This is a genomic window from Pseudobutyrivibrio xylanivorans DSM 14809 (assembly GCF_900141825.1).
Lineage (GTDB): Bacteria > Bacillota > Clostridia > Lachnospirales > Lachnospiraceae > Pseudobutyrivibrio > Pseudobutyrivibrio xylanivorans.
Window position 1 is genome coordinate 1 of record NZ_FQYQ01000005.1, and the last position, 21,169, is coordinate 21,169.

Below are 21,169 nucleotides of genomic sequence, written 5' to 3' on the forward strand. Positions count from 1 at the left end.
AAACAAAATGGATGCCACCTGTACAATACAGGATAGCATCCATGTGTTCAGCCTAGTTCATAAATATGTGTCCAGGATTCTGGGTACATATCAAAAATTCGGGCTGGTCATATTATTTTATCTACTTAGCTTCGCTATCATCTCTCTTAATTTTTGTAAGTCCTACAAATCCTGCAATAGTGCCAAGTAATGGAAGTGTGCTTCCGTTCCAACTAACGAAACTCTTTGCAACCTCTGCAGCTTTTGCTATTTCCTGTTCCTGAATTGTAACTGTCTGAGGCATATCATCCTCAGCCTCTATATCCACTACTGCTAGAGGTACCTGAACCTCCTGTATAGGCTGAATCACTACCTGTCTTGCTGAAGCTTCCACTGCTGGCTGAGCTACCTCCTCCTCTACCTGAGTAACTGTAGCTGGCACCTGACTCTCTTCAATAGTTCTAGAAGCAACTACTGAAGCTGTTCTCTGAACTGAAGCCTGTGATATTTCAACTACCTGTTCTGTCTCTACAGCCTGTGGCGCTTCTACAACCTGTAGTGACTCTTCTATCTGTAGTGACTCTTCTATCTGTGGTGTTACAACAATCTCAGGCTCCACATTGTTCTGTGTCTGCTGCGCAGCAATAATATCCTGAATTCTGCCATTAAGAGCATCCACCTTATCCTTTAAGTAGTCAACTTTATTGTCATATCCTTGGATTTCAACCTGAATATCTTCCAGGTCTTCACGAAGAGTATTAATTCTATTTGTCACATTAGAAAGTGTAGTGGTAAGCTCTGCTATTTTGCTATCAAGATTTGATAAAGTGTTTGTGACTGTTTCTACAAACTCTTTATACTCATTTCGATTATTGGCATCCTGCTGATACTGCTTCTGTGTATACCAGTCAACGCCCTTCTTCTGCTGACCTTCTTCCGCATAAAAACCAGCCTTTTCATCGCGCTGTGCTGCATGGAAAGTATAACCAAACACTGTCTGATTCTTAATTTTTCCTGACACGTTTTTTTCGTATGTAGATACCTTATGTGGGTCCTCTGTCCATACTTTATATGTAGGAGTCTTTTCAACTACGTTGATACCCGCAGCTAATGAAGAATCATTCTCATTTTCAACAAGCCCCTGAAACATTGAATTACCTTCTTCATCACAGGTTACATAATCAAAATATCGCTCCACATATACTGGTTCATCATCAATAATTTTTACGTACTTAACGCAATAATGCTTGTCTTCATAATCATGATTGAAGTTCTCTCCAAAAAATACTTTATCAGCATCCTCTGCACTAACTTCTCCAGTGAGAATCAGCTTGTATAAAATCATTTCTTTAGCAAGCTGACGACCTTCGTTCTTATAGTAATTATCTAATGTAAGATTCTTGCCCTGCTCGCTAAGAGTTTCTCTTACTGCAGCTTCCTCTTCAGCCTTTTCATCTACCACAGCCTGCTGCTCATCAAGTCCCTCTTGATCATAACCTGCTTCGTGATATGCCTGCTCTCTCTCAACCATATCCTGCTCAACAGCAGCCTTTTGATTTTGAGCCTCTAAAAGCTCGTTAGCTACTGTATTCTGTTCTGTCTGAGCACTCACAAGATTCTCTACAATAGTATCCTTCTCTATTTCAGCCTCAGCCTTCAATTCTTCTGTTGCTGTAATTTCCTCCTCAGCCTCAGCTACTGCCTCCTCTGCGCTTTCTACTGTCTCATATGAATATAGGTCATATTCATCCTGCTGCTCCTGCACGTATGTCTCTTCAATACTCTGTTCTGTAACAAGCTCTGTTTCAGTATTCACTTCCTCCTGAATCTCCTGTGCAAATACTAAATCAGCGCCTGTTAGAGCTGATGCTCCGCCAATTGCAACTCCTGTGATAGCAGCTCCCTTTAATAATCCTACAACTTTCTTTGCCATAATCCCTCCAAAAATATCATGCAACACTTCAACTTCATTTTTGTTACTCGATATATCGGAGGGAGTATTAGGTCTCTTAACATTATATCTTGCCAGATAATTGCTTTTTATGCCATGCAATATAACTATTTATCTGTGGATTAATTCTCCACTTTATCAACTAAATAGCCATGAACTGTAAATCTCATTTCCTGAGCAGAACAAGTAGAAAGAGTTACTATTTTATCTGACGAACTGACCTCACTGGAGACAGAAGGCTTTCTATATGAGTGCTTATTTAGATTATTAATATAATCCTGAAACTCTGGATTGTCATAATAAGGAACTGTGTAGACCCATGAGGCTGGCTCCGTGTCAAAATATGAAAAGATTTCAAATCTCATTTTTCCAGATGGTGTAATAATCTGAAAGTACCTATGCTCATCATAGAAAATCTCATCTGATTTGTAATATCTTAATTTTCCAAACATGGAAAGATTTCGCATATTATGTCCGTAGATAATGTTATGGCTATCACTAAAATCCTTTAGGTTGTATCCCTCCAGGAAAATACTTCCTGCAGTGGCATACTCCTTATCTATAGTAGTGCGAAGATATCTTTCATCATCCCCTGAATACATTATAGGATAACTAATTTCTGTCCCCTCTAAATATATCCATCCTGCTACATCGGGATTGATGCTCTGCAAGGCGGAAATATCCACATCAATCATTTCCTGCCATGGGACTTGTTGTACTTGATTATCTGCCTTTGTAACATAGGTCTGTTCCAGTGAGTCATATAAGTTATTGGACTTTTGATATCCCATATAAATGTATATAAATCCCCCTATGGAACCAAACACTATTACAAGACCTGTAATTAGGATTATCGTAGGATTAACACCTTTTTTGGTTTTATCAGATGAACTTCTCTCCTCCGGAATAATTTCATCTGACTTCTTTTTCTTTTCACCAATATTAGAAAGAAGCACTCCTACGACAAGAATAATAAAGGCCGCAATCTTTCCTGTAGTTTCTGATATTAATGCCGCCAGATTTCCCACGAAAGGATAGTGTTTAACTACCTTTCCCCTGACTTTTGCGTAGGACACAGGCATAAAATCATTAGTTGGGTTTGCATCACCTTTTGTAGTGAACATTCTCCTGTCAGTGTCGATATCAGCGATTCTATGAGTGACTATAGTTGCTCCCACATCAAAAGCAATAACATCACCTACTGAAAGGTCCTGAAAATCAACCTGCTTGACGTAGACAATTGAGCCAATTGGAATTTCAGGAGTCATTGAGCCTGTAATGACATTATATTCCTGCATTCCCATTGCCCGTGGAATGACAAGTGGAAGACATGAAACTATCACTAAAATGACTATACAATTCCCCAGTATTTTTAATAATTTTACCATAATTAAATTTTACCACACTTTAAAAGGGACGACTATTAAGTCGCCCCTAATTCTCTTTAGTTGTTAGTTTTTGTGTTTTTTATCGTAATTAACTTTGATAGTACCAATAATAGTAATGAAAGCGATTAATAAACCAATCCCTGCAATGATAATAAGATAACGGATGTACATTGTAAATAATGCATTTTCATCCTTTCCCTTTGGATTCTCAGGTTCTGGAATATTTGTAGGAGTTTCTTCTCCACCACCTAAAGGAACCTCAGCCTCTCCAATCTGAGTGGTATCAGCCTCTCCTCCTGCTTCTCCTGCCTCGCCACCTGCTGCACCGCCTTCACCGCCTGCTGCAGGAACTCTGTTATCTGTTATACCAGCTTCTTCTGCAGGCATTCCAGGAATTGTTTGGTATGTTGTTGTTGGATCCCCAATAACCGTTGAATAAGATATAGAATCTGCCCCCTGTGTGTATGTAATTGTATCAGTAGGACGATTCGTATATACGAACTTAACAACCTCACCCAATCCTGAAAGTGTTACAGCCTTATATTTTTCTCCATTAAGCGGATAATATCCTTCAATTTCCTTATATGGTACATAAAACTTAGTATTGTCTATACCATAATATGTTTCATCTGCAATAGGATTTCCATCCTTGTCCAATATGGTATTGCCCTTCTCATCCACAAACACTGCTGTATATGGAATAGTCTTATAAACACCATATGCAATGACGTATGATTCATCCTGTGTAACCGCTGGAATACTTATAGTGCTTTCACACTTATTATCACCACTTCTTCTTGCACCTATAACTTTATATCTGGCATCTGTAGAAGAAATAATAACTTCATCCTGAGGATTAAAGGTAAATGGCTTACCTGACTCAACCTTTGTGTCTATATAACTTCCACTTGCAGATCTGAAAGATGCACCCTCTTCACCCATACCACCTAAATAAACTCTGACGGTATAAAGATATTCTGCATGTGAAACTGTAGATAAAGACATCACACCAGATATCACTATAAGCGTTGCTAAAAGCAGGCTTGTAAATTTATTAATCCTTTTCATTTCAGATTACCTCCTGCTTCTTTGCTTGAAAACTATAGAAAAATAAATTGCAATTATAAGAAATCCCAAAACTAATCCAGCTGTGCATACCAAGATAGGAGCAACTAAATCACCTGTCTGTGGGTTATTTCTAACAACTGCCAGCGGTGTATCTGGATCTGTTATTGAAACAATATCCAATCCACCAGGCACTGTATAAACAACATTCTTTGTAGTACCAGGTTTGTGCTCAATTATGTTTTTTGGAGCAGCCTGAGCACCAATCTTGATATCAAGAGTAGCTAGTTTATACATGTATGAGTTGTCCTGTGAGTTACCATCAAGAGTAATTGAAATGGTAACTTTACCAGTTTTTCCTGCGGCAAGACGGCCAAGCTCAAAGTACTTGTCCTCGCCATCAACCATCTTAAGACCTTTTATAAGATCCTCTTCGTCAGACACACCGAACAACTCACTATCACAAACAACCTGATCTCCGTTCTTAATGATGTAAGTATAAGCACCTTCTTTTGCCTCTGAAGAATCAGTTTTATCTGCTGCCTTCTCCTCAAGAGAATTTATAATATCTGCATTAAGATAAAAGTCCGCATCAACTGATGTACTGTAATTTACTTCATATATTACGGTGTCACCAGGCATTACAGCTGACAAAGTGTCATTTGTAACATTCTCAGAAAACTTAGATGTAACCTTACTTCCATCATATGTAACTGGCCAGCTGGTTGTATGTGTCTTCGCCTCTGCTATAAGATTTTGTCCTGCCAGTCCTACTACTGTCAGCGCCAGAGCAAGGACTATATTAAGTATTCTCTTTTTCATCGCTTGCCCCCTTTTTTATTCATCTTCAATAACAAAGTTTACTGTTGTTTCGTTTCCTGATGTATCTATACCTGTAAATGAATCTTTAATTCCCCATGCAGCGCTTATTGCATCTCTGCCGCTGTTTGTCTGAACTGCATCTGCCTGTACTGAAATATCTATGCAGGCTCCGTCATAAGAATATTCATTGTAAATAATAGTAGATGAATCACCATGCTGAACTTCCCTGATGACTTTATCATTAACCTTGATGCCTGTAATAAAAGGAACTTCTTCATTCTGAGCTACTGGTGTAAGTCTGTAGTACACTGTAGTCTCATCTGTTGATTCATCTTTATTGATGTACCAACCTGGTGCAACCTTTACTTCGATAAGAGCAGGTGTAAGAGAAAGATTCTTTCTATAGCCACCACCGTCTATCTCATTTTTCCAGCTCTTTCTTAAAACTACTCGAATATATTCGTTATAGTTTCCACCAGAATCATTTTTTACTGATATATTTTCATTGTAAAGCTTTCCAATTTTAATTGGCTCTTCTTCATTAATCTCTGGGAATTGAATCTGATTATCAGCAACATCTCCCAAGATATCAACAGAGAAGGTAGCTGTTGTAAAATTCACTCTGTCAGCCTCATCCTGGGAGATCATTGCAGCTCGTGTAGCTCCTACTGTACTGGCTCCGATTACCAATAATCCCAATGCCAAAAGCACCAGAGGGTTCTTATAAAATTTTTTCATATCATCCCCTCCTATCTTCCAACATTAATACTGTTAGTAATGGCATTTGCCCAATCATCTGGGATAGGGTTGCCCGCTTCATCGTAATATACCTTTGTTGCTTCCTGAACAATTACTACGTTAAAGCTGTCTGGAACGTCATATTCCTCTTCTACCTGCTTTGGAAGGATTTCCAGGGTTAACTGTGTAGCTGTAGGTTCCGATGGAGCAATTGGCTTTGTGTAGTAATAATAATCACCTTCCTGAATCCATCCATCTGTTGCAGTGAACTTTACAGTCCAGTTATCAGGTGCGATGGCTCTTGCTCTAACGAAAATGTCAGAATCACCATTATTCGTAATTACGATTTTCTTAATCATTCCATCGATTTCTTCATCCAAATATGGTGGACTATCTTTAATCTCCAACGCTTTGGTTGTTCCATCTACAGTTTTTGTTGCTGTGAAGTATGCTAAAGCAGGCTTAACTGCAGATATACTTAGTACCAATACTACTGCAGCAACTAAATATAACCATTTTGTTTTCATAATTAGTTACCTCGCTCTCTCATCACTATCTGTTCTATGACCTACATATTCACCATCTATTTTCTCGAATGTATTCACAGCACTTATACCGCCTGAAATCAACTTGGTGTCATCATATTCGTTTTCGAATTCAACTGTTGTTGTAGTCTCTCCTGTAATCTCTATATCTGATTCTGTAGCAACTCCAACTACCTTGTAGCTTGCACCTGTATTTGCCTCTGTAATTGTTACTATTGCTGTTGAAGGAAGCTCTATTCTTAATTCCTGAGTTTCAGGCCTCTCAAAATCCAATGTTCTTACATCATCAAAAACTACTGTACCTTCAGCAAGCTTAGCCTTTATCTTGTATACAAATGAAGCAGTGCCAAGGTCTATATTGTAATTATCCAAAACCTTTCTAATTACAAGTGTTCCATATCTTCTCTCTTCGCTAGACTTAAGCTTGAAGCTTACATCATAATTCCATTCATCTGAGCCCTGACCTGAAGCGATGTACTCACTACCTGGTGCATAGATTACATATGGAGTAAATTCATATTTATATCTGTCATCCTCAGCAGGCTGTGGAATGTAAAGGTAAATTCCTGCTCCAGCTTCAATTGGAACACTGGCACTTGTCTGCTGCTGTTCTCTGTCTAATGTTATTACCTTATCAGCTTCAAGTGATTCAGAAACTGGAATAGCCTTATCGACAATTGCTGTTTTTACATCATCAACTGTCGGCTTATTCTGAAGAACAGTTAAATCTATGCCTGAATTTTCAAAATTAGAAGTCAGTTTAGGATTTCCTGATTCATCAAGAGATGCCACCTTATACAGTTCAATCTCAACTTTGCCATTGTAGTCTGATGCGAATTTAGATCCGTCATTCAAATCTACCAAAGCTGTGATTGTAACAGTTTTGTCAGTTTCTACCCTTGTTGCAGCTCTAAGACTATGAGCTCCAACGCCCAGGATACATAAGGCTAATGCCATGCATATTCCTATTAGACCTTTTCTTCTCAAACTAACTTTAATCACTGGCGACTCCCTTCCAAGCCACTAGGCCTTTCAACATTATTACTATCCTCCGATTTACATCACCTGGAACAAGATACTGCATCAATATCCTCTTCCTGATAATGTATTGGATGTCACTCCCCCGCCGCGAACCTACAACGGCGGGGAAACGCATCCTATTGTTTACTTAATTACTTAGTTGTTTTATTCTTCTTGTTTGAGTAGTACAAACCTGCTGCTACGCTCATTAAAAGTACACCAAAACCTGTGAAAGCTGCTGTACCCTTACCACCTGTATAAGGAAGCTCTGAAAGCTTTGTATCATACATTTCAGCTTCTGCTATCTGCTGATCATCTGGCATATCAACTTTCCACTCCGCCTCAACAGGATCAGTATTAAGTGCATAATCTGTAGGTGCTACAACCTCAAGGAATCTATATTTCTGATCTGGATCAAATCCCTTTACTGTTGCTGTACCATCAGAACCAGTTGTTACATAGCAATCCTCTGTGTACTCATCTACCCATTCCTTAAGAGTATCATCCTCGATAACTGCGTACTGTCCATCTGCATTCATTACTACGAATGATGCTCCAGAAAGTTTCTCAGGATTGTTTGAATTTGCTTCATTGTACTTTGTAATCTTAAGCTTACCAGTATATGAATTAACCTCGTCTTCTGTTAATGGGTCATTATTCATAGTAGCTTTATTGTTAATTACTTCTGCTGTACAAATTGCAGTATAGGTAATGACTAATTCCTTATTAGCATTCTCATTATCCTCTGAAATCAAATCACCAAGATCAATTACTAACTTTGAATCTGACTCAGGTTCAATATATCTAGGTGTACTCTCGATAGAAATCTGTACTTCTACCTTACCCTGATTTGCTCCTTCTTTTACTCTCTTGAAAACACCACCTGTAAGAGTATCAGTAATAACAAGCTCTGCTGTTCCGCCCTTTGGAAGATAAGGAACTGTTGCATTTACGTCGTAACTAATTTCCTTGTTATTTTCAACATAATGATCATTATCTTTGTCAGAAAGTTCCTTGTCTATCTCATCTGGAGTTTTCTTTGCTATAACTGTAATTGTTTCGCCATTCTTTGCATCATCTGGGCTAACGTAAGCAAGCATTGGGCTGAATGTATATCCAGGCTCAGTTCCCTTGATTAAATATAAACCAGCTGCTGCACCTTCTAATGGATTAGGGAATGTAGTTGATACAGTTGCTGAACCAAGCTTTGATAATCTTGTTGATTCAGATTCATCAATAGCAGCTATCCATCCCTTTATCATGGACTGCTCATCAGTACCATACTGTGTAAATAGAGAAGAATAACTTGAATTTGTAAATGCCCAACCAGTTTCTTTTGTAGGATCAACCTTAATAACCTGTGCGTAGGTTAACTGAGCATTATCTCCCACACCTTCTACCTTGATTTTAGCTCCTGCTGGAACATCGTTACCTGAATCTGTTGCAAATGCCGTAATAGACATTGCAAACATCATGGTGATTGCCAAAATTAGAGTTAATAGTTTCTTTGCTTTCCTCATAGGTTTACCTCCTTAATTTGATGAACCATCCTACTTGATACAAACCTTTGATTTTTTCTTGTTTCTATAGAAAAGGAATACTGAAGTAAGCATTAATACAATTCCGTATAATGTAGTTCTGTAAATTCCGTTTCCACCTGTTTCTGGTAATGAGTATGTCTCATGCACATTCTTGAAATACAGTGAATAAGTGACTACATTACCATTTCTGTTTCTAACCATCTCATATTCGCCTTCTGTCTCATCCTCCTTGTATGCATTGACTGTTGGGACATTGTCTTCGCTTATTTCAATTTCCCAATAATCCGTGCATTTGAGATATCCAAGTGGTGGTGATTCTTCAGTAAGCGTATATGTCTTTCCTGTAGGAATAACCTGTGTTCCATCAGATCCCCATTTAACAATACCTTTGTCTTCAGGGGTATCTAATTTACTAGTACCTTCATAAGACTCTTGTGGATTATCCTTTACCGCAAGTTTAAACTTTGCTCCTCCTAGAGGATTCTCAAAACCATCTGTCTTATAAAGATTCCACTCATTTATTACGTATACCTGAATTACTGGATGTGGGAATTCAGGTGTAGGATTATTACCTTGGAACTCATAAGATACAATTGCCTTATCGTTTGAGTAGAATCCATCTTTTAATGAAGACGTTGGTTGTTGAGCAGTTTCATTATCGGTATTAGGATCACCCACAGCATTATAACCGCTATTTAGATATTCCTCGTAAGCTGTATCACTTGGAATAACCTGGAAAGATAACTTAAATGCGTAGTTAGGCTTTAATTCATAATCCGAAGGGATGGTCATTTTCATCGTTCTACCTTCGGCATCATACTCGGCTTTAAGTTCATGTGTACCACCATCTTCGAGATAGAATATAGCTGGATTTAACTGTTTACCATCTGCACCAATTTTTCCATTGATGTATGTAGCTGACTGCCATATATCAACGTTATCTATTTCCACACTGATATAGAACTCTGAACCTGGTTCAATATCTACATACTCACTTAACGGATCTGTAATTACTACATTAGATGCTCTATAAGTAGTTGTTTCAGTTATCTCCTCTCCTGTGGTAACTGATGATATCTTTCCTGCAATGCTTCTAAATAATGCTGGTATATTTTCAGCATCCACTGTAGAATCACTCTTTGTTGTTGCATTAACCTTAGCCGTAATATTCTTTAACATATCAGCTGCATACAAATATGTGTTACGTGAAATCTGATATGGAGTATTATCGAAATCAACACCTATTGAGTAAAATGCATTACAGGTAATTCCTTCGGCAGCTGAAAGAGCCCTCGTGTATGCTGTAGCGGTAAAGCTTTGTCCACCACCACTTTCGTTATACATTGTAGGCACACCATCTGTAAGGAATATGATGACCTTTTCTACATTAGCTTCCGCTGTGGCAATTTCATCTTTTGCCTTTAGAAGTGCTCCCTCGTAATTTGTACCACCACGCTCCCAACGATCATATCCATCATAATACCAATCAAAACCGTATCTATCGTTATTATATGGATCAGTAGCAGCTCCTGAATAACTCCTATTGGTTCCTTTCTTGCTTACAATTCCATAGAATGTATCAGTGTCAACCCAATTACTTGTAGCACTAGCTAAATTTGCATATGAACCAAAATCAACTATTTTCCATTTGGCTTCTACATGCTTCTTGGTTTTAAAAACCTCTGCCATAAGTTGTGTAGCTTGCTGTATATGACTGGCTCTGTTTCTACTTCCCATCGAACCCGAACGATCAATTACAAGTACAATATTTAAATGTTTTGGTTCTATAACTGACTCAGATTCAATTTCATAGCTAGTCTCTTCTACAACTTTCTCAGGCCCTACGAATTTGAGTTGAAGATTATAATCTTTTGCATCAGGATCATATTTAATATATTTTGAAAGAATTTCCTGACTTTCAGATACCTCTTCTTTTGTATAGTAATAATTCTTTACAATAATATCTGTAAGATTATTTTCCTCAATTGTAAAAGTAGCATTTCTTTCTCCTGTATATTCTGGAGAATACGGCTTGCCATTAAATAACTCACCATTTACAAATATCATTGTTTTGAAATCAGATAGCTTATATCCTTCTACATCACCTTCAGTCTGAGATTCGACAACTCTTGTCTCTGTGATAATATAAGTTCCGGAATCAAACGTAGCAAAATCAGCACTTTCACCGGCCTTAAGAGTAAATACTCCATTGCTGTCAGTAGACTTATCAGTATTTCCTACCTTAAAGCGTTTATTAGCTGCTGGAGCATTTGTCCCACTTTCAACAATTCTAAACTCATATTCTGTCTCATCATCAGCTGCTGGATCGCCAGTAGCCTTCTTTGTAATAGTAAGAGCAAGGGCTTTTTCATAAATCATATCTACAAGCAACTCGCCCGCTATCTCAATACTGTCAGTAACCGCAGTGTCGTCCTGATAAAGCCTAATAAATCCGCTATAGACTGAACCCCAGCCATTACTACCTGTTTGCTTGGTCTCATATTTAAACTTGTTAAAAGTTACTGTCTCCTTAGATATAGGGTCTGTATATCTTGCCTCTAAGAACCTGTAACCTGGAATTGCTTCAACAAAATCTCCAATATTATCTACCTGACTAGCACTAGTAACACGATGATTAATTACAGTAGTACTTACATCTGAAAGATTCTGATCATTTCTATCAATGTTATTAAACAGAATTCTTATCTGCTCATACATGTTTGCTGTATAAGTAAATACATATGTTGAAAATGTATCACTTGTAAACTCAGCATTGGATATAGCTTTTTCACCATCTAGTTTTAATTCTGCCTTATTTTCTTTTGTTAAATCATCAACTGTTCCTGTCTCTTCGTTTATATGAATTACCGAAACATCAACAGATTCAACTTCATCAAAATTCAGATTGTCAATTGGTAAAGCGTGCTGCTTGTACTCCATCGAAATGGTTACATCGCCATCCGGCTCTACCTCTTCCTTAGTTTCAATATTAATGAAGCAAATATCGTATGCTATGAAACCAACTGTTCCGAAGTTTTCAACCTCTGTATTTTCAAGTACTTTCGCTGCGACCTCTTCAAAGGCTTCAGCTGTCTCCTCTACATCCTTCTTAATTGGTGTAACCTTAAGGTCTGCGTTCTCTGGAACTGCTCCCTTTACTGTTACGATTACTTCGTCATCCTCATAAGTAAGAACTGGTTCAGGAAGTCTTTCGAATCCGCAGTGGATACATTTTCCGTCCTCATCGAACTCGCATGATTCTGTGTACTCTTCCATATCGCATTTGCTGCACTTAACTGTGTGAGTACCATCACCGTTTGATGTGTAAACTAATTCGTGTTCACATTCATCCTTGGCTTCCTCGTCAAGTTTTTCCTCATCAAGTTTTTCCTCATCTGTCTCACCATCTTCGGTTTTATCTTTCTCATCATCCTTTAATGGATCTTCTTTTGGATCACCTTCAGGTTCTCCTTCCTGAGTTTCCTCTGGATTTCCCTCTGGATTTCCTTCTGGGTTCTCCCCAACAGCCTCATCCTTGTTGGCCTCGTCTGTTGCTTCAGAACCTTCCTTAGGAGTCTGAGAATCACCGCCGATGACCTCTGCCACCTTATCGACAATCTCGCCAACGACTTCTCCTATTGAGGAATTTTCTTCCGATGGCACCACAGCCTCTTCAGTAGCTGGTACATCAGAAATAGCAGCCTCTTCTGATGACTCCACTGTTTCTTCAACTGCTGGAGCACTTCCTTCATCAACGTCTGCAAAAGCAGATGCAGAAGAAGTCAGAAATAGAACTGCTACGATGCTTAATGAGATAATTCTATTGAATAATGATCTTCTTTTCATATAATTCTTCCTCACTAAAACCAAACCACTGAACCAACACATTTGATTAATTGTTTCATATGATACATAAAATAATTGTGTTATACGAAATAATTAATGTAAGGATAGAATACCATTAATGTTGTGACAAATCTGTGAACTGGCATGAGTTTTCTGATAGTGGCAAGAAGTGTTAAGAATCGATATACAATTTGTGAAGAGAGTGTGAACCGTAATAGAAGGTAATATTATGCACAATTATACCCAGTGTGTGTATTAAAATCTTGCAAAAGCTGTAAATAAAAAGACCGGTCAAAATGACCGGTCAATCAATTACTATTCTTCAACTATCTTTTTATTTTTACCTAAGAGACTAAAATACCATGCTATTAATCCTAATCCAAATAAAAGTCCTATTCCACAAGCAAGCATTGGAATAATCGAATCTCCTGTCTTAGGATTTCCGCCAAATAAAGGCACTGGCGATTCCATTTCGATAATATCCTCGCCCCAGTGCACGATTTCATCACCGTGAGTTGGAGTTGGATCATCAGGGATTTCAACTATTATCGGAGTTTCCTGTGGCTTGATAATAAAGCTCACATCATACTTCCAGGTTTCATCTGCTCCAGCAACACCACTAACAATATAATCGCTTGTTGGTGCAAAGATAATATAAGGCACGAAACTGTAATTATTTTTTTCATCTGAAACAGACTGTGGAACGTAAAGATAAATTCCAGCTCCGTTTGCTATAGAAATCTGACCTGAAATAGAGCCATCTTTTCTTGAGGCTGTGATAACTGCATCTGCAGTCTTACCGCTGGCAGCTTTAACAGCTGGCTCAACTATGTTCTTCTCTATATCTGCAACCTTTGGGCTATTGTTTAAAACCGAAATATCAATTCCGCAATTCTGGTATGAATCAGAAATTATAGGATTACCTGTCTCATCAACAACAGCTATTTTATATAGATTAATATCAACTGTTCCCTCAAAGCTTTTAGCAAATACTGATGTATCATCCTTACCAACCTGAGCGGTAATTGTGACTGTTGCATCTGTATTAACTGATTCTGCTGCACAAACATCAATAGTACCTGTGCAACATGCAGCTATAACTGCTACAAGGGCAAAAGCCAACATATTCTTCTTAATACCAAAAAACTTCACGATATTATTGCTCCCTAATAGTTTGTTTCCTTTTAAAAATACTTCTAATTATTGTAATGATTATAATGGCAGCAGCAAATCCTGCTATACCAAAAATCAAATAATAATTCTTAACTGTTTCAACAACTGCCTCTGCACCTGTAGGAACCGCATCCTCTCCCAGATATTCAACTCTGGTGCCACGCACAAGCAATCTGTGTGTGTTTACACCGTATGGTGTACATGTAAACAAAGTGACAAGATCCTTTCCTGCCTCAACCTTCATTAAGTCAGCAAGAGTATCTATGTCTTCTGCCTCAATCATTGGATTTATTTCATCCACTTCATAAGCTAATGTTTCATCCAACACATGGATGTAAAACTTATCTCCAACTTCAAGCTGGTCTATATTGGTAAAGAGCTCTGCATTTGGCAAACCTCTGTGGCCTACAATAACTGAATGTGTACCAGGACCGCCAATTGGAAGGGCCGTGCCATTAAGATGCCCTAGTGCCTTTTGTATATATTCATCAAAAGTACCATGCATAATAGGTAACTTAAGATTTATCTTAGGAATAGACAAGTATGCCATTATTCCATCGCCATTTAGATTTAAAACAGAATAATATTCAGAATCCTTGAATTCTTCTGTAGGAATAACTTCATTTCCATCTGCTCCAGTTTTAAAAGCATCTGTGCCTATGGCATTTTCTACAATACCTTCATTAAAGGCTCTGGCTGCTGCCCATTGTGAGGAATAATCTTCCTCAGTCATCTCTGTTATTGAAGTCTCATAATCATTTATGAGTCGACTTTGAACATAGTTGTTCCACTCATTAGAGATGGTTGGATATGCTAAAGAACCAGCTCCTACTATAAACAATATGAAAATTAATCCCTTAATTATCCTTTGTTTCAATTTTTTCAGCCCTCTTAGTTTGGTGCCTATCGAAAAGATACAATATCAAAATAAAAGCTGCTACTGTTAACAATCCCAAGATTACCCAAAGTAGGTAATTTGTATGGAGACTAACTGCTCCAAATGCTGGTGTTCTGGCATCCTCCAAAAGCTCTGGTGTGTAATCAACCCTATGACCTCTAACCATAAGACGCTGAGTATTAACACCATATGGAGTACATGTAATCAGTGTACATAAATCCTGCCCGTCTTCTACTGCCAAAAGTGTTGTATCATCTGGTTCAACAACATTAATAGAATCCACTTCGTAGGCATAATATTCATCCATGATAATCAGGAAGAAATCATCCCCTAATCGAACCTTATCTAAATCAGTGAAAAGAGTTGCACTTGGCAGACCTCTGTGAGCCGAAAGTACCGAATGGGTACTTGGTCCACCAACTGGAAGTGATGAACCCTGAAGATGTCCAACACCTATCTGTAGTACATCCTCGTTTGTAGTATGGAAAACCGGAAGCTTTATATTGATTGCAGGGATTTGAATATATCCCATTATTCCGTCTCCATTTACATTAAGAATGCTCATATATCTTTCATCCACACCATTAGCCTCTGCTTCCGCAAAAGAATCTGGTAGGATACTAGGAAGAAGGTCTTCATTGTACTGATATGCTTTTTCAAGCTCTCCCTCAGCATTAATAGTTCCTTCATCTATTGCCGTAGATACCGCCTCTGTGTACCCCTTTACAAGGGTAGCCTGCACATGATTATTCCACATGTTTGCCACGAGAGGATAAAACAGCAAGGACAAGCCAGCTATCATCAAAGCTCCAATAAAGATTAATTTGAAATACTTAGCAAAAAAAGTTTTCATCTTCACCTGACCTCTCCTTGATGCTTTAGTTAACTGAATTATTCAGCACACATTCGCAAAATCGCTTAAAAAGGCTTTCCTTTTGCTCATGTGTGGTTCTCACCAAATAAATTTTATTAGTAAAATGAATGCAAGCATTCATTTCCTATATAAAATTTACTTAGCTCTGAATAATTCATCATAACACAAATTTGTGTCTATTTAGTTTACAGAAGCCTTTTTCTTTGTTGCAAAGTAAAGAGCTGATGCAAGTGCCATAAGAGCTACACCAAATACTGTGAAGATTGTTGTACCCATACCGCCAGTGAATGGAAGTGAAGAAAGCTTTGTATCGATCATCCAAGCGTTCTTCTCTAAATCCTTCTTCTGCTGCTCACTGAGTTCCTTAACATGGATAAGTGTTGTGCTATAGTAGTTTTCTCCGTCAATTACAACATCTTCGCCAGCTGTATTGATTGAATATCCCTTTGGAGCCTTTGTCTCTGTGAAGTGATATGTTCCCTCATCAAGACCAAGAAGTAATACTGCACCATATGTTGCTTTAAGAGTCTTTGTTGCACCCTTTGTAGATGCGTCTGCAAGATGATAAACACCTACTGACTTTTCTACAAAGTAAAGTGCTTCATTGCCCTTATTAACCTCAAACTCGGCACCTTCAAGGATTGTTACTCCATCCTCTGCATACTTTGTAAACTTAATGCATGCTGGATGACCATATACTTCTGGTGGATTTACTGGATCACCGTTTGAATCAAATTCAAATGTGCTGTCGTATGCCTGGTTAACATAACCTTCTACACCAACAACTGTTGCTTCATATGTGATAACTACTGTCTTACCAGCATTGCTATCATCTGCTGTGATAAGATTAGACAAATTCATAGTATAAAGAGCTGAACCATTCTTCTCTGAAACTAATTCAAAAGAAGCCTTAACTGCGTCAGCATTTCCGACCTTAAGTTCTACATTTGTAGGAGCTGAAAGATTTGTCTCCTTATCGAATACCTTGTACTCTCTATTCTGCTTGTTAGCCATGTATGGAACAGTAGATGTAATTGTGAACTTAACAGTCTGTCCTGCTCTAACAAGACCATCATTTGAATCCTTTGTAAGAATGTTTGTAGCACCCTTAGCCTTGATTTCAATGGCTTTAGTCTCAGCAACATAGTTACCATTAACATCTGTTGTGTAAGCTACCGCTACCATTGTGTTGTACTGTACCTTATCACCAACAGCCTTAATCATGTAAACACCACCTGCAAGACCTTTGAACTCTACATCTGCACCTTTTACTGACTCAGCAGTCTTTACTACTGAAGGCTTTGGATTAGCCTTCTCAAATGCATTATTAAGTTCAGTTGCATCAAAGTTTGGCTGAAGCTTCTCATTGTAAGCAGCCTTAGCCCAATCAGCTACTACGATTTCATTTTTCTTAGAATCAATAGACGCAATCTGGTAAACAGTAAGTGCTGTCTTATCATCTCTCTCTGAAATGTTTGTAACTTTAATTGTAGCACTACCTGTTTCTGGTGCTGCAAAAGCTGTGATGCTCATTGCCATCATCATTACCGCTGCTAAAGCAAGAGCGATAACCTTCTTGAAATTCTTCATCTCAAAATTCTCCTTAAATGTATTTCTTTTTGTCTTTGTATAACAACAGCGCTGCTACAAGTAATAGTAGGATTCCGCCGATTGTATAATATTGGATTCCACTACCTCCTGTATTAGGAAGAGTGTATGAAACTTCATTCTCAAAACTAAGCTTAACCGTCTTGAGAACACCACCGTTTTCTAAGGTCTGTTCCTCATAAACAGTATTTCCAGCTAAATCGCCTGGATTAGAAATGTATGCCTGTACACCATTATCTCTATCGATGGTTATCTGCCATACATCCTCACTCTTGGCATATCCGCCAGGAGCCTTGGTTTCTGAAAGAGTATAGCTTCCTACTGATACTTCAATAGGATTTCTGTTTTTATCTCTATCACTAACAGATTTGTACCAAAGAACCACACCGTTAGCATCGCTCTTTCCGTAGTACTTATCTGTAGAACCCTTTTCTTTGGAAACAAGAGTAAACTCTGCTCCCATTAGTGCTAACCTGCTTGTTTTGCTGATCTTAATCAGCTGCCAGTCAAACACCTTTACCAAATTATTTTCAAACTCAGCGGCCTTTTCGTTTGCTACCGATTTAACTTTATTTTCCCCGATTGATTCAAAATCTATAAGCACAGAACGATTACCTTCAACGTCATGCTTATAGGTAATAGCCTTTGTATCATCACTGTCCACAGTGATTTTTGTATCATAGTTTTCAAGCTTATAGCCATTATTTGAAAGCACGAAGGTCTCAGTTATTTGGTACTGAGTCTCCATAAGGTTCTCAAATACTGCTACCTCGCCAGCCTTTAATACAAACTGTCCATACTCATTGGTTTTGGTTTCCTTATCACCAATCTTAAATGACTGATTCGCCATTGCAGTACGTACTTTACCAACAAGCTGCTCTATTACAAATACATACTGAGCATCATTATCCTGTAACTTATCCGTTCCATAAGTTACCTTCTTGCTTACAGTAAGCTTCTTTGCAAACTTAAGTGGGTTGTTCTTTATTTTGTTTACATTAGTAGATGACTTATGGACATTATTGTCATTTATATCAAATGACAACGCCTCCGCCTCTGAATTAAGGGCATAAAGCTTTTTACTAAAATCCTTTTTGGAATCAGAATAGGCTGTAAGCTCAAGCTTCCAAAGAGCCCCTTCAGGAGTCATGTATTCCTCTGGTGCTTTTGTCTCTTTCAGATAATATGTCTTAGTTACAGAATCACTCCCTCTTGGGATAACACCAGCAGAAAGATCTGTAAACTTAATCGTTCCGTTCTCATCTGATGTAACAACAGCTGGAACACCGATTCCCATAGTTGCAACATTTGTGCATTCTTCATCTGTGTATAAAGTGAACTCGGCATTTTTGAGTCCCTTCATATTCTCATCAACCTTAAGTCCTGTAAAATCCGCTGTTCTAGTCTCAGTCTTTGTAAAGTTGTAGCTGATTTTACAGTTTGATTCGTGGGCACCACGCTCAAAATATACAACTGTAAGAACGTGCTCTTTCTTACTGAAAGAAGAGACATCATTTTCAGAAATAAGGTCATATAAATTGGTAGTGCCAATTCCCTTTGCGACAGAACCATTATTTAATGTTACATAACATGAATCATCACCCGCTAATGATGAAGTAAGCTGGTTTTCTCTATCACCCTGAATAACGATATCGCCAGTTCTAAAATTAATCTGACCTCGAACTGCGTTGTGAATACCACCAAGATCAAGCACTAACTGACCATCTACATATACAAAAACATCATCATCACCAAAGAATTTAAAGATAGTATCTTTACCCTCTTCAGTTAATCCATCTTCTGCAACGCAGAAGTTAATAGGAAGTATCATTCCGAAGTGATTCTCTTCATGAAGTGATTCTTCACCCTTACTGTTCTTATACGTTCTTGGCTTAAATGGTCTAAACTGAGAGCCAGCTGTTGGCTCCAATTTATATTTTTGTAAATTGTAATCGTAATTGGTTACATACTTATACTGACTACTATCCAAAGTCCAGTATCCTTCTTCATCAAGTCCAAACTGAACTAATGTATCGTTATAGTATTCATCTATGTATGAATATTTATCTGTATGCCATAGCCAAGGCTGACTAGCAGCCCATTTTTCGTAGTTATAGGCATCAAAATTTGGAAATACTGTTTTTCCGTTATCATTTGCCAATCTAAATACGCCATTTGTCAAAGTACTTGCTGCAAGTCCCTGATATACCTGACCATAACTACAATGATTGCTTTCCGCACCAGTCTGTCCACTACCAAACATAAACTGATCACCAAAGACTTTATTTTCATTGCCTGCAACTTTTCCGTAGAAATTTCCATTTATAAAATTTACAAATGTGGCATGTTCTACATATTGATTCTTGCCTGGAACATAGAAAGATGGCATTGGCTCTAAATCAACAACAACTGCGTTAACAAATTTGTTGCCGCCTTCCATGCCTCTTAAATAAAGAGTAACCTCACAATCAGTCTTATATCCATCAACATTTACTGTCTGCAGAGCTGAATTCTTATAAAAATCAGTGCCATTGTCTTCATATAATGTAACCTTGGCTACATAATAGTTTTCTGGCGCCTGGAATCTAAATGTAAAATCTCCAGCTTTATCAGATCCATATTGAAAGCATCTGCCATTATCGTGAGGAGCGATTTCATATGGTGTATAATTCTCATTGTTTTGCTGATAGATTCTAAAGGCAATTCTGCCTTTGTTTGCACCATTTTCTTCATTAGTTCCTTTTATGAAATTGTATTCCTTGTTTAGAACCTCTGCAGAACCATACAATGTGTTGCTGTACAGAGTATTTCCATCATTAAGCTTTTCAATAGCCTCTGTAACAACATAAGTTGAAAAACTATCAGACTCAAAGATAATCTTATCTTCTTTGATGTCAGACTTAACTTCTTCCGCTGTATTATCATCTTTAATATGTACTACCGCATTTGCACTTATTGAAGATGATTCAATAGAAATCTTTACGCTCGAGCCCTCCCTTGGCTCAATCTCTTCGCCGTCCGCCTCAAAGCGAAGATCAAATGCGTAATAGTCTTCCACTTCTGCATTATCAACAGCATCGCTGACAAGTTTCTGCTCAGAAGTAGAAAGGTTTATTCTATCTGCCTTGAACTCAACATCCGCATCAAATGTTCCTTCTGGAACAAAAGCTGTTATATAAAAATCTCCCTTTTTTACATTGAATGTTTTGTCCTTTGAGACTTCCGCACTAGTCTCTTTTTCTTTTGCATTAGAATTTTCAGTCTCTACTTCTTTTTCGTCAGAAACTTCTTGACTATCGTCATCCAAACTTTCTGGTATATTTTCTTCTTCACTGGAATTCTTGTTTTTTGAACTAACTTCTTCAGAATTATTTTGAGTATTGCTTAGATTAGTTGATATATCTTCGGAATTGGTATTGCTCGTTTGTGAATTACTAAATTCGGTGTTGCTTATTATCTCCGGACCAGGGTCCCCTCCATCTATTTCAGCAGCATATACCGCTACCTGGGTGGAGAACAGCATCGCTACCGAAAGACTACAGCAAAGTAATCTCCTTAGGATAGGATACTTTTTCATTAACTTCTAACTCCTTAAATAACTAGCCGCATAAAGGATACTAAATGTGAATAAACCGTTTTCATTTTGTGTCCTTTTTGTGTCCGAGAAGTATGATATGATTTTTCATTCATAAAATAAAGCCTGTGGCAACAACTGAACATT

The 21,169-nt window shown here is 37.9% G+C and carries 14 protein-coding genes; all 14 read right to left on the reverse strand.

Annotated features, from left to right (window positions below):
* Positions 1 to 121: 121 nt before the first annotated feature.
* Positions 122 to 1,912 (reverse strand): hypothetical protein, encoded by a 1,791-nt coding sequence (locus BUA88_RS04940; RefSeq protein WP_072913504.1) that lies wholly within the window; start codon positions 1,910 to 1,912, stop codon positions 122 to 124.
* 140 nt (positions 1,913 to 2,052) lie between these two features.
* A complete protein-coding gene (gene srtB, locus BUA88_RS15895) occupies positions 2,053 to 3,318 on the reverse strand; it encodes a class B sortase (RefSeq protein ID WP_083572401.1) in 1,266 nt (421 codons plus the stop codon).
* A 63-nt stretch (positions 3,319 to 3,381) separates the two neighbouring features.
* Complete coding sequence (locus BUA88_RS04955; RefSeq protein ID WP_072913506.1) at positions 3,382 to 4,386, reverse strand: hypothetical protein; 1,005 nt, start codon at positions 4,384 to 4,386, stop codon at positions 3,382 to 3,384.
* A gap of 6 nt (positions 4,387 to 4,392) precedes the next feature.
* Positions 4,393 to 5,205 carry a hypothetical protein gene (locus tag BUA88_RS04960; RefSeq protein WP_072913508.1) on the reverse strand — a complete coding sequence of 271 codons (813 nt, stop codon included), beginning with the start codon at positions 5,203 to 5,205 and terminating at the stop codon, positions 4,393 to 4,395.
* 15 nt (positions 5,206 to 5,220) lie between these two features.
* A complete protein-coding gene (locus BUA88_RS04965; RefSeq protein ID WP_072913512.1) occupies positions 5,221 to 5,943 on the reverse strand; it encodes a hypothetical protein in 723 nt (240 codons plus the stop codon).
* 11 nt (positions 5,944 to 5,954) lie between these two features.
* Positions 5,955 to 6,470: a hypothetical protein gene (locus tag BUA88_RS04970; RefSeq protein ID WP_072913514.1), complete on the reverse strand. Its 516-nt coding sequence runs from the start codon at positions 6,468 to 6,470 to the stop codon at positions 5,955 to 5,957.
* Positions 6,471 to 6,476: 6 nt separating this feature from the next.
* A complete protein-coding gene (locus BUA88_RS04975; RefSeq protein ID WP_072913517.1) occupies positions 6,477 to 7,445 on the reverse strand; it encodes a hypothetical protein in 969 nt (322 codons plus the stop codon).
* Between the two features lie 215 nt (positions 7,446 to 7,660).
* On the reverse strand, positions 7,661 to 9,028 hold the full coding sequence (locus BUA88_RS04980; protein ID WP_072913520.1) for a SpaA isopeptide-forming pilin-related protein: 1,368 nt from the start codon (positions 9,026 to 9,028) through the stop codon (positions 7,661 to 7,663).
* Between the two features lie 30 nt (positions 9,029 to 9,058).
* The gene (locus tag BUA88_RS04985) at positions 9,059 to 12,895 is read right to left on the reverse strand and encodes a DUF7604 domain-containing protein (protein WP_072913523.1); all 3,837 of its coding nucleotides are present in this window, start codon (positions 12,893 to 12,895) and stop codon (positions 9,059 to 9,061) included.
* Positions 12,896 to 13,210: 315 nt separating this feature from the next.
* Positions 13,211 to 14,047, reverse strand: coding sequence for a hypothetical protein (locus tag BUA88_RS04990; RefSeq protein WP_072913526.1), 837 nt, complete (start codon positions 14,045 to 14,047; stop codon positions 13,211 to 13,213).
* A gap of 4 nt (positions 14,048 to 14,051) precedes the next feature.
* Entirely contained in the window at positions 14,052 to 14,945 is an 894-nt protein-coding gene (locus tag BUA88_RS04995) for a class C sortase (protein WP_072913529.1), read from the reverse strand.
* On the reverse strand, positions 14,926 to 15,819 hold the full coding sequence (locus BUA88_RS05000) for a class C sortase (RefSeq protein ID WP_072914051.1): 894 nt from the start codon (positions 15,817 to 15,819) through the stop codon (positions 14,926 to 14,928). The genes BUA88_RS04995 and BUA88_RS05000 overlap by 20 nt, the downstream gene beginning before the upstream one ends.
* Positions 15,820 to 16,020: 201 nt before the next feature.
* On the reverse strand, positions 16,021 to 17,430 hold the full coding sequence (locus BUA88_RS05005; RefSeq protein ID WP_072913533.1) for a SpaA isopeptide-forming pilin-related protein: 1,410 nt from the start codon (positions 17,428 to 17,430) through the stop codon (positions 16,021 to 16,023).
* Positions 17,431 to 17,443: 13 nt separating this feature from the next.
* A complete protein-coding gene (locus tag BUA88_RS05010; protein ID WP_083572403.1) occupies positions 17,444 to 21,025 on the reverse strand; it encodes a SpaA isopeptide-forming pilin-related protein in 3,582 nt (1,193 codons plus the stop codon).
* Between the last annotated feature and the right edge of the window lie 144 nt (positions 21,026 to 21,169).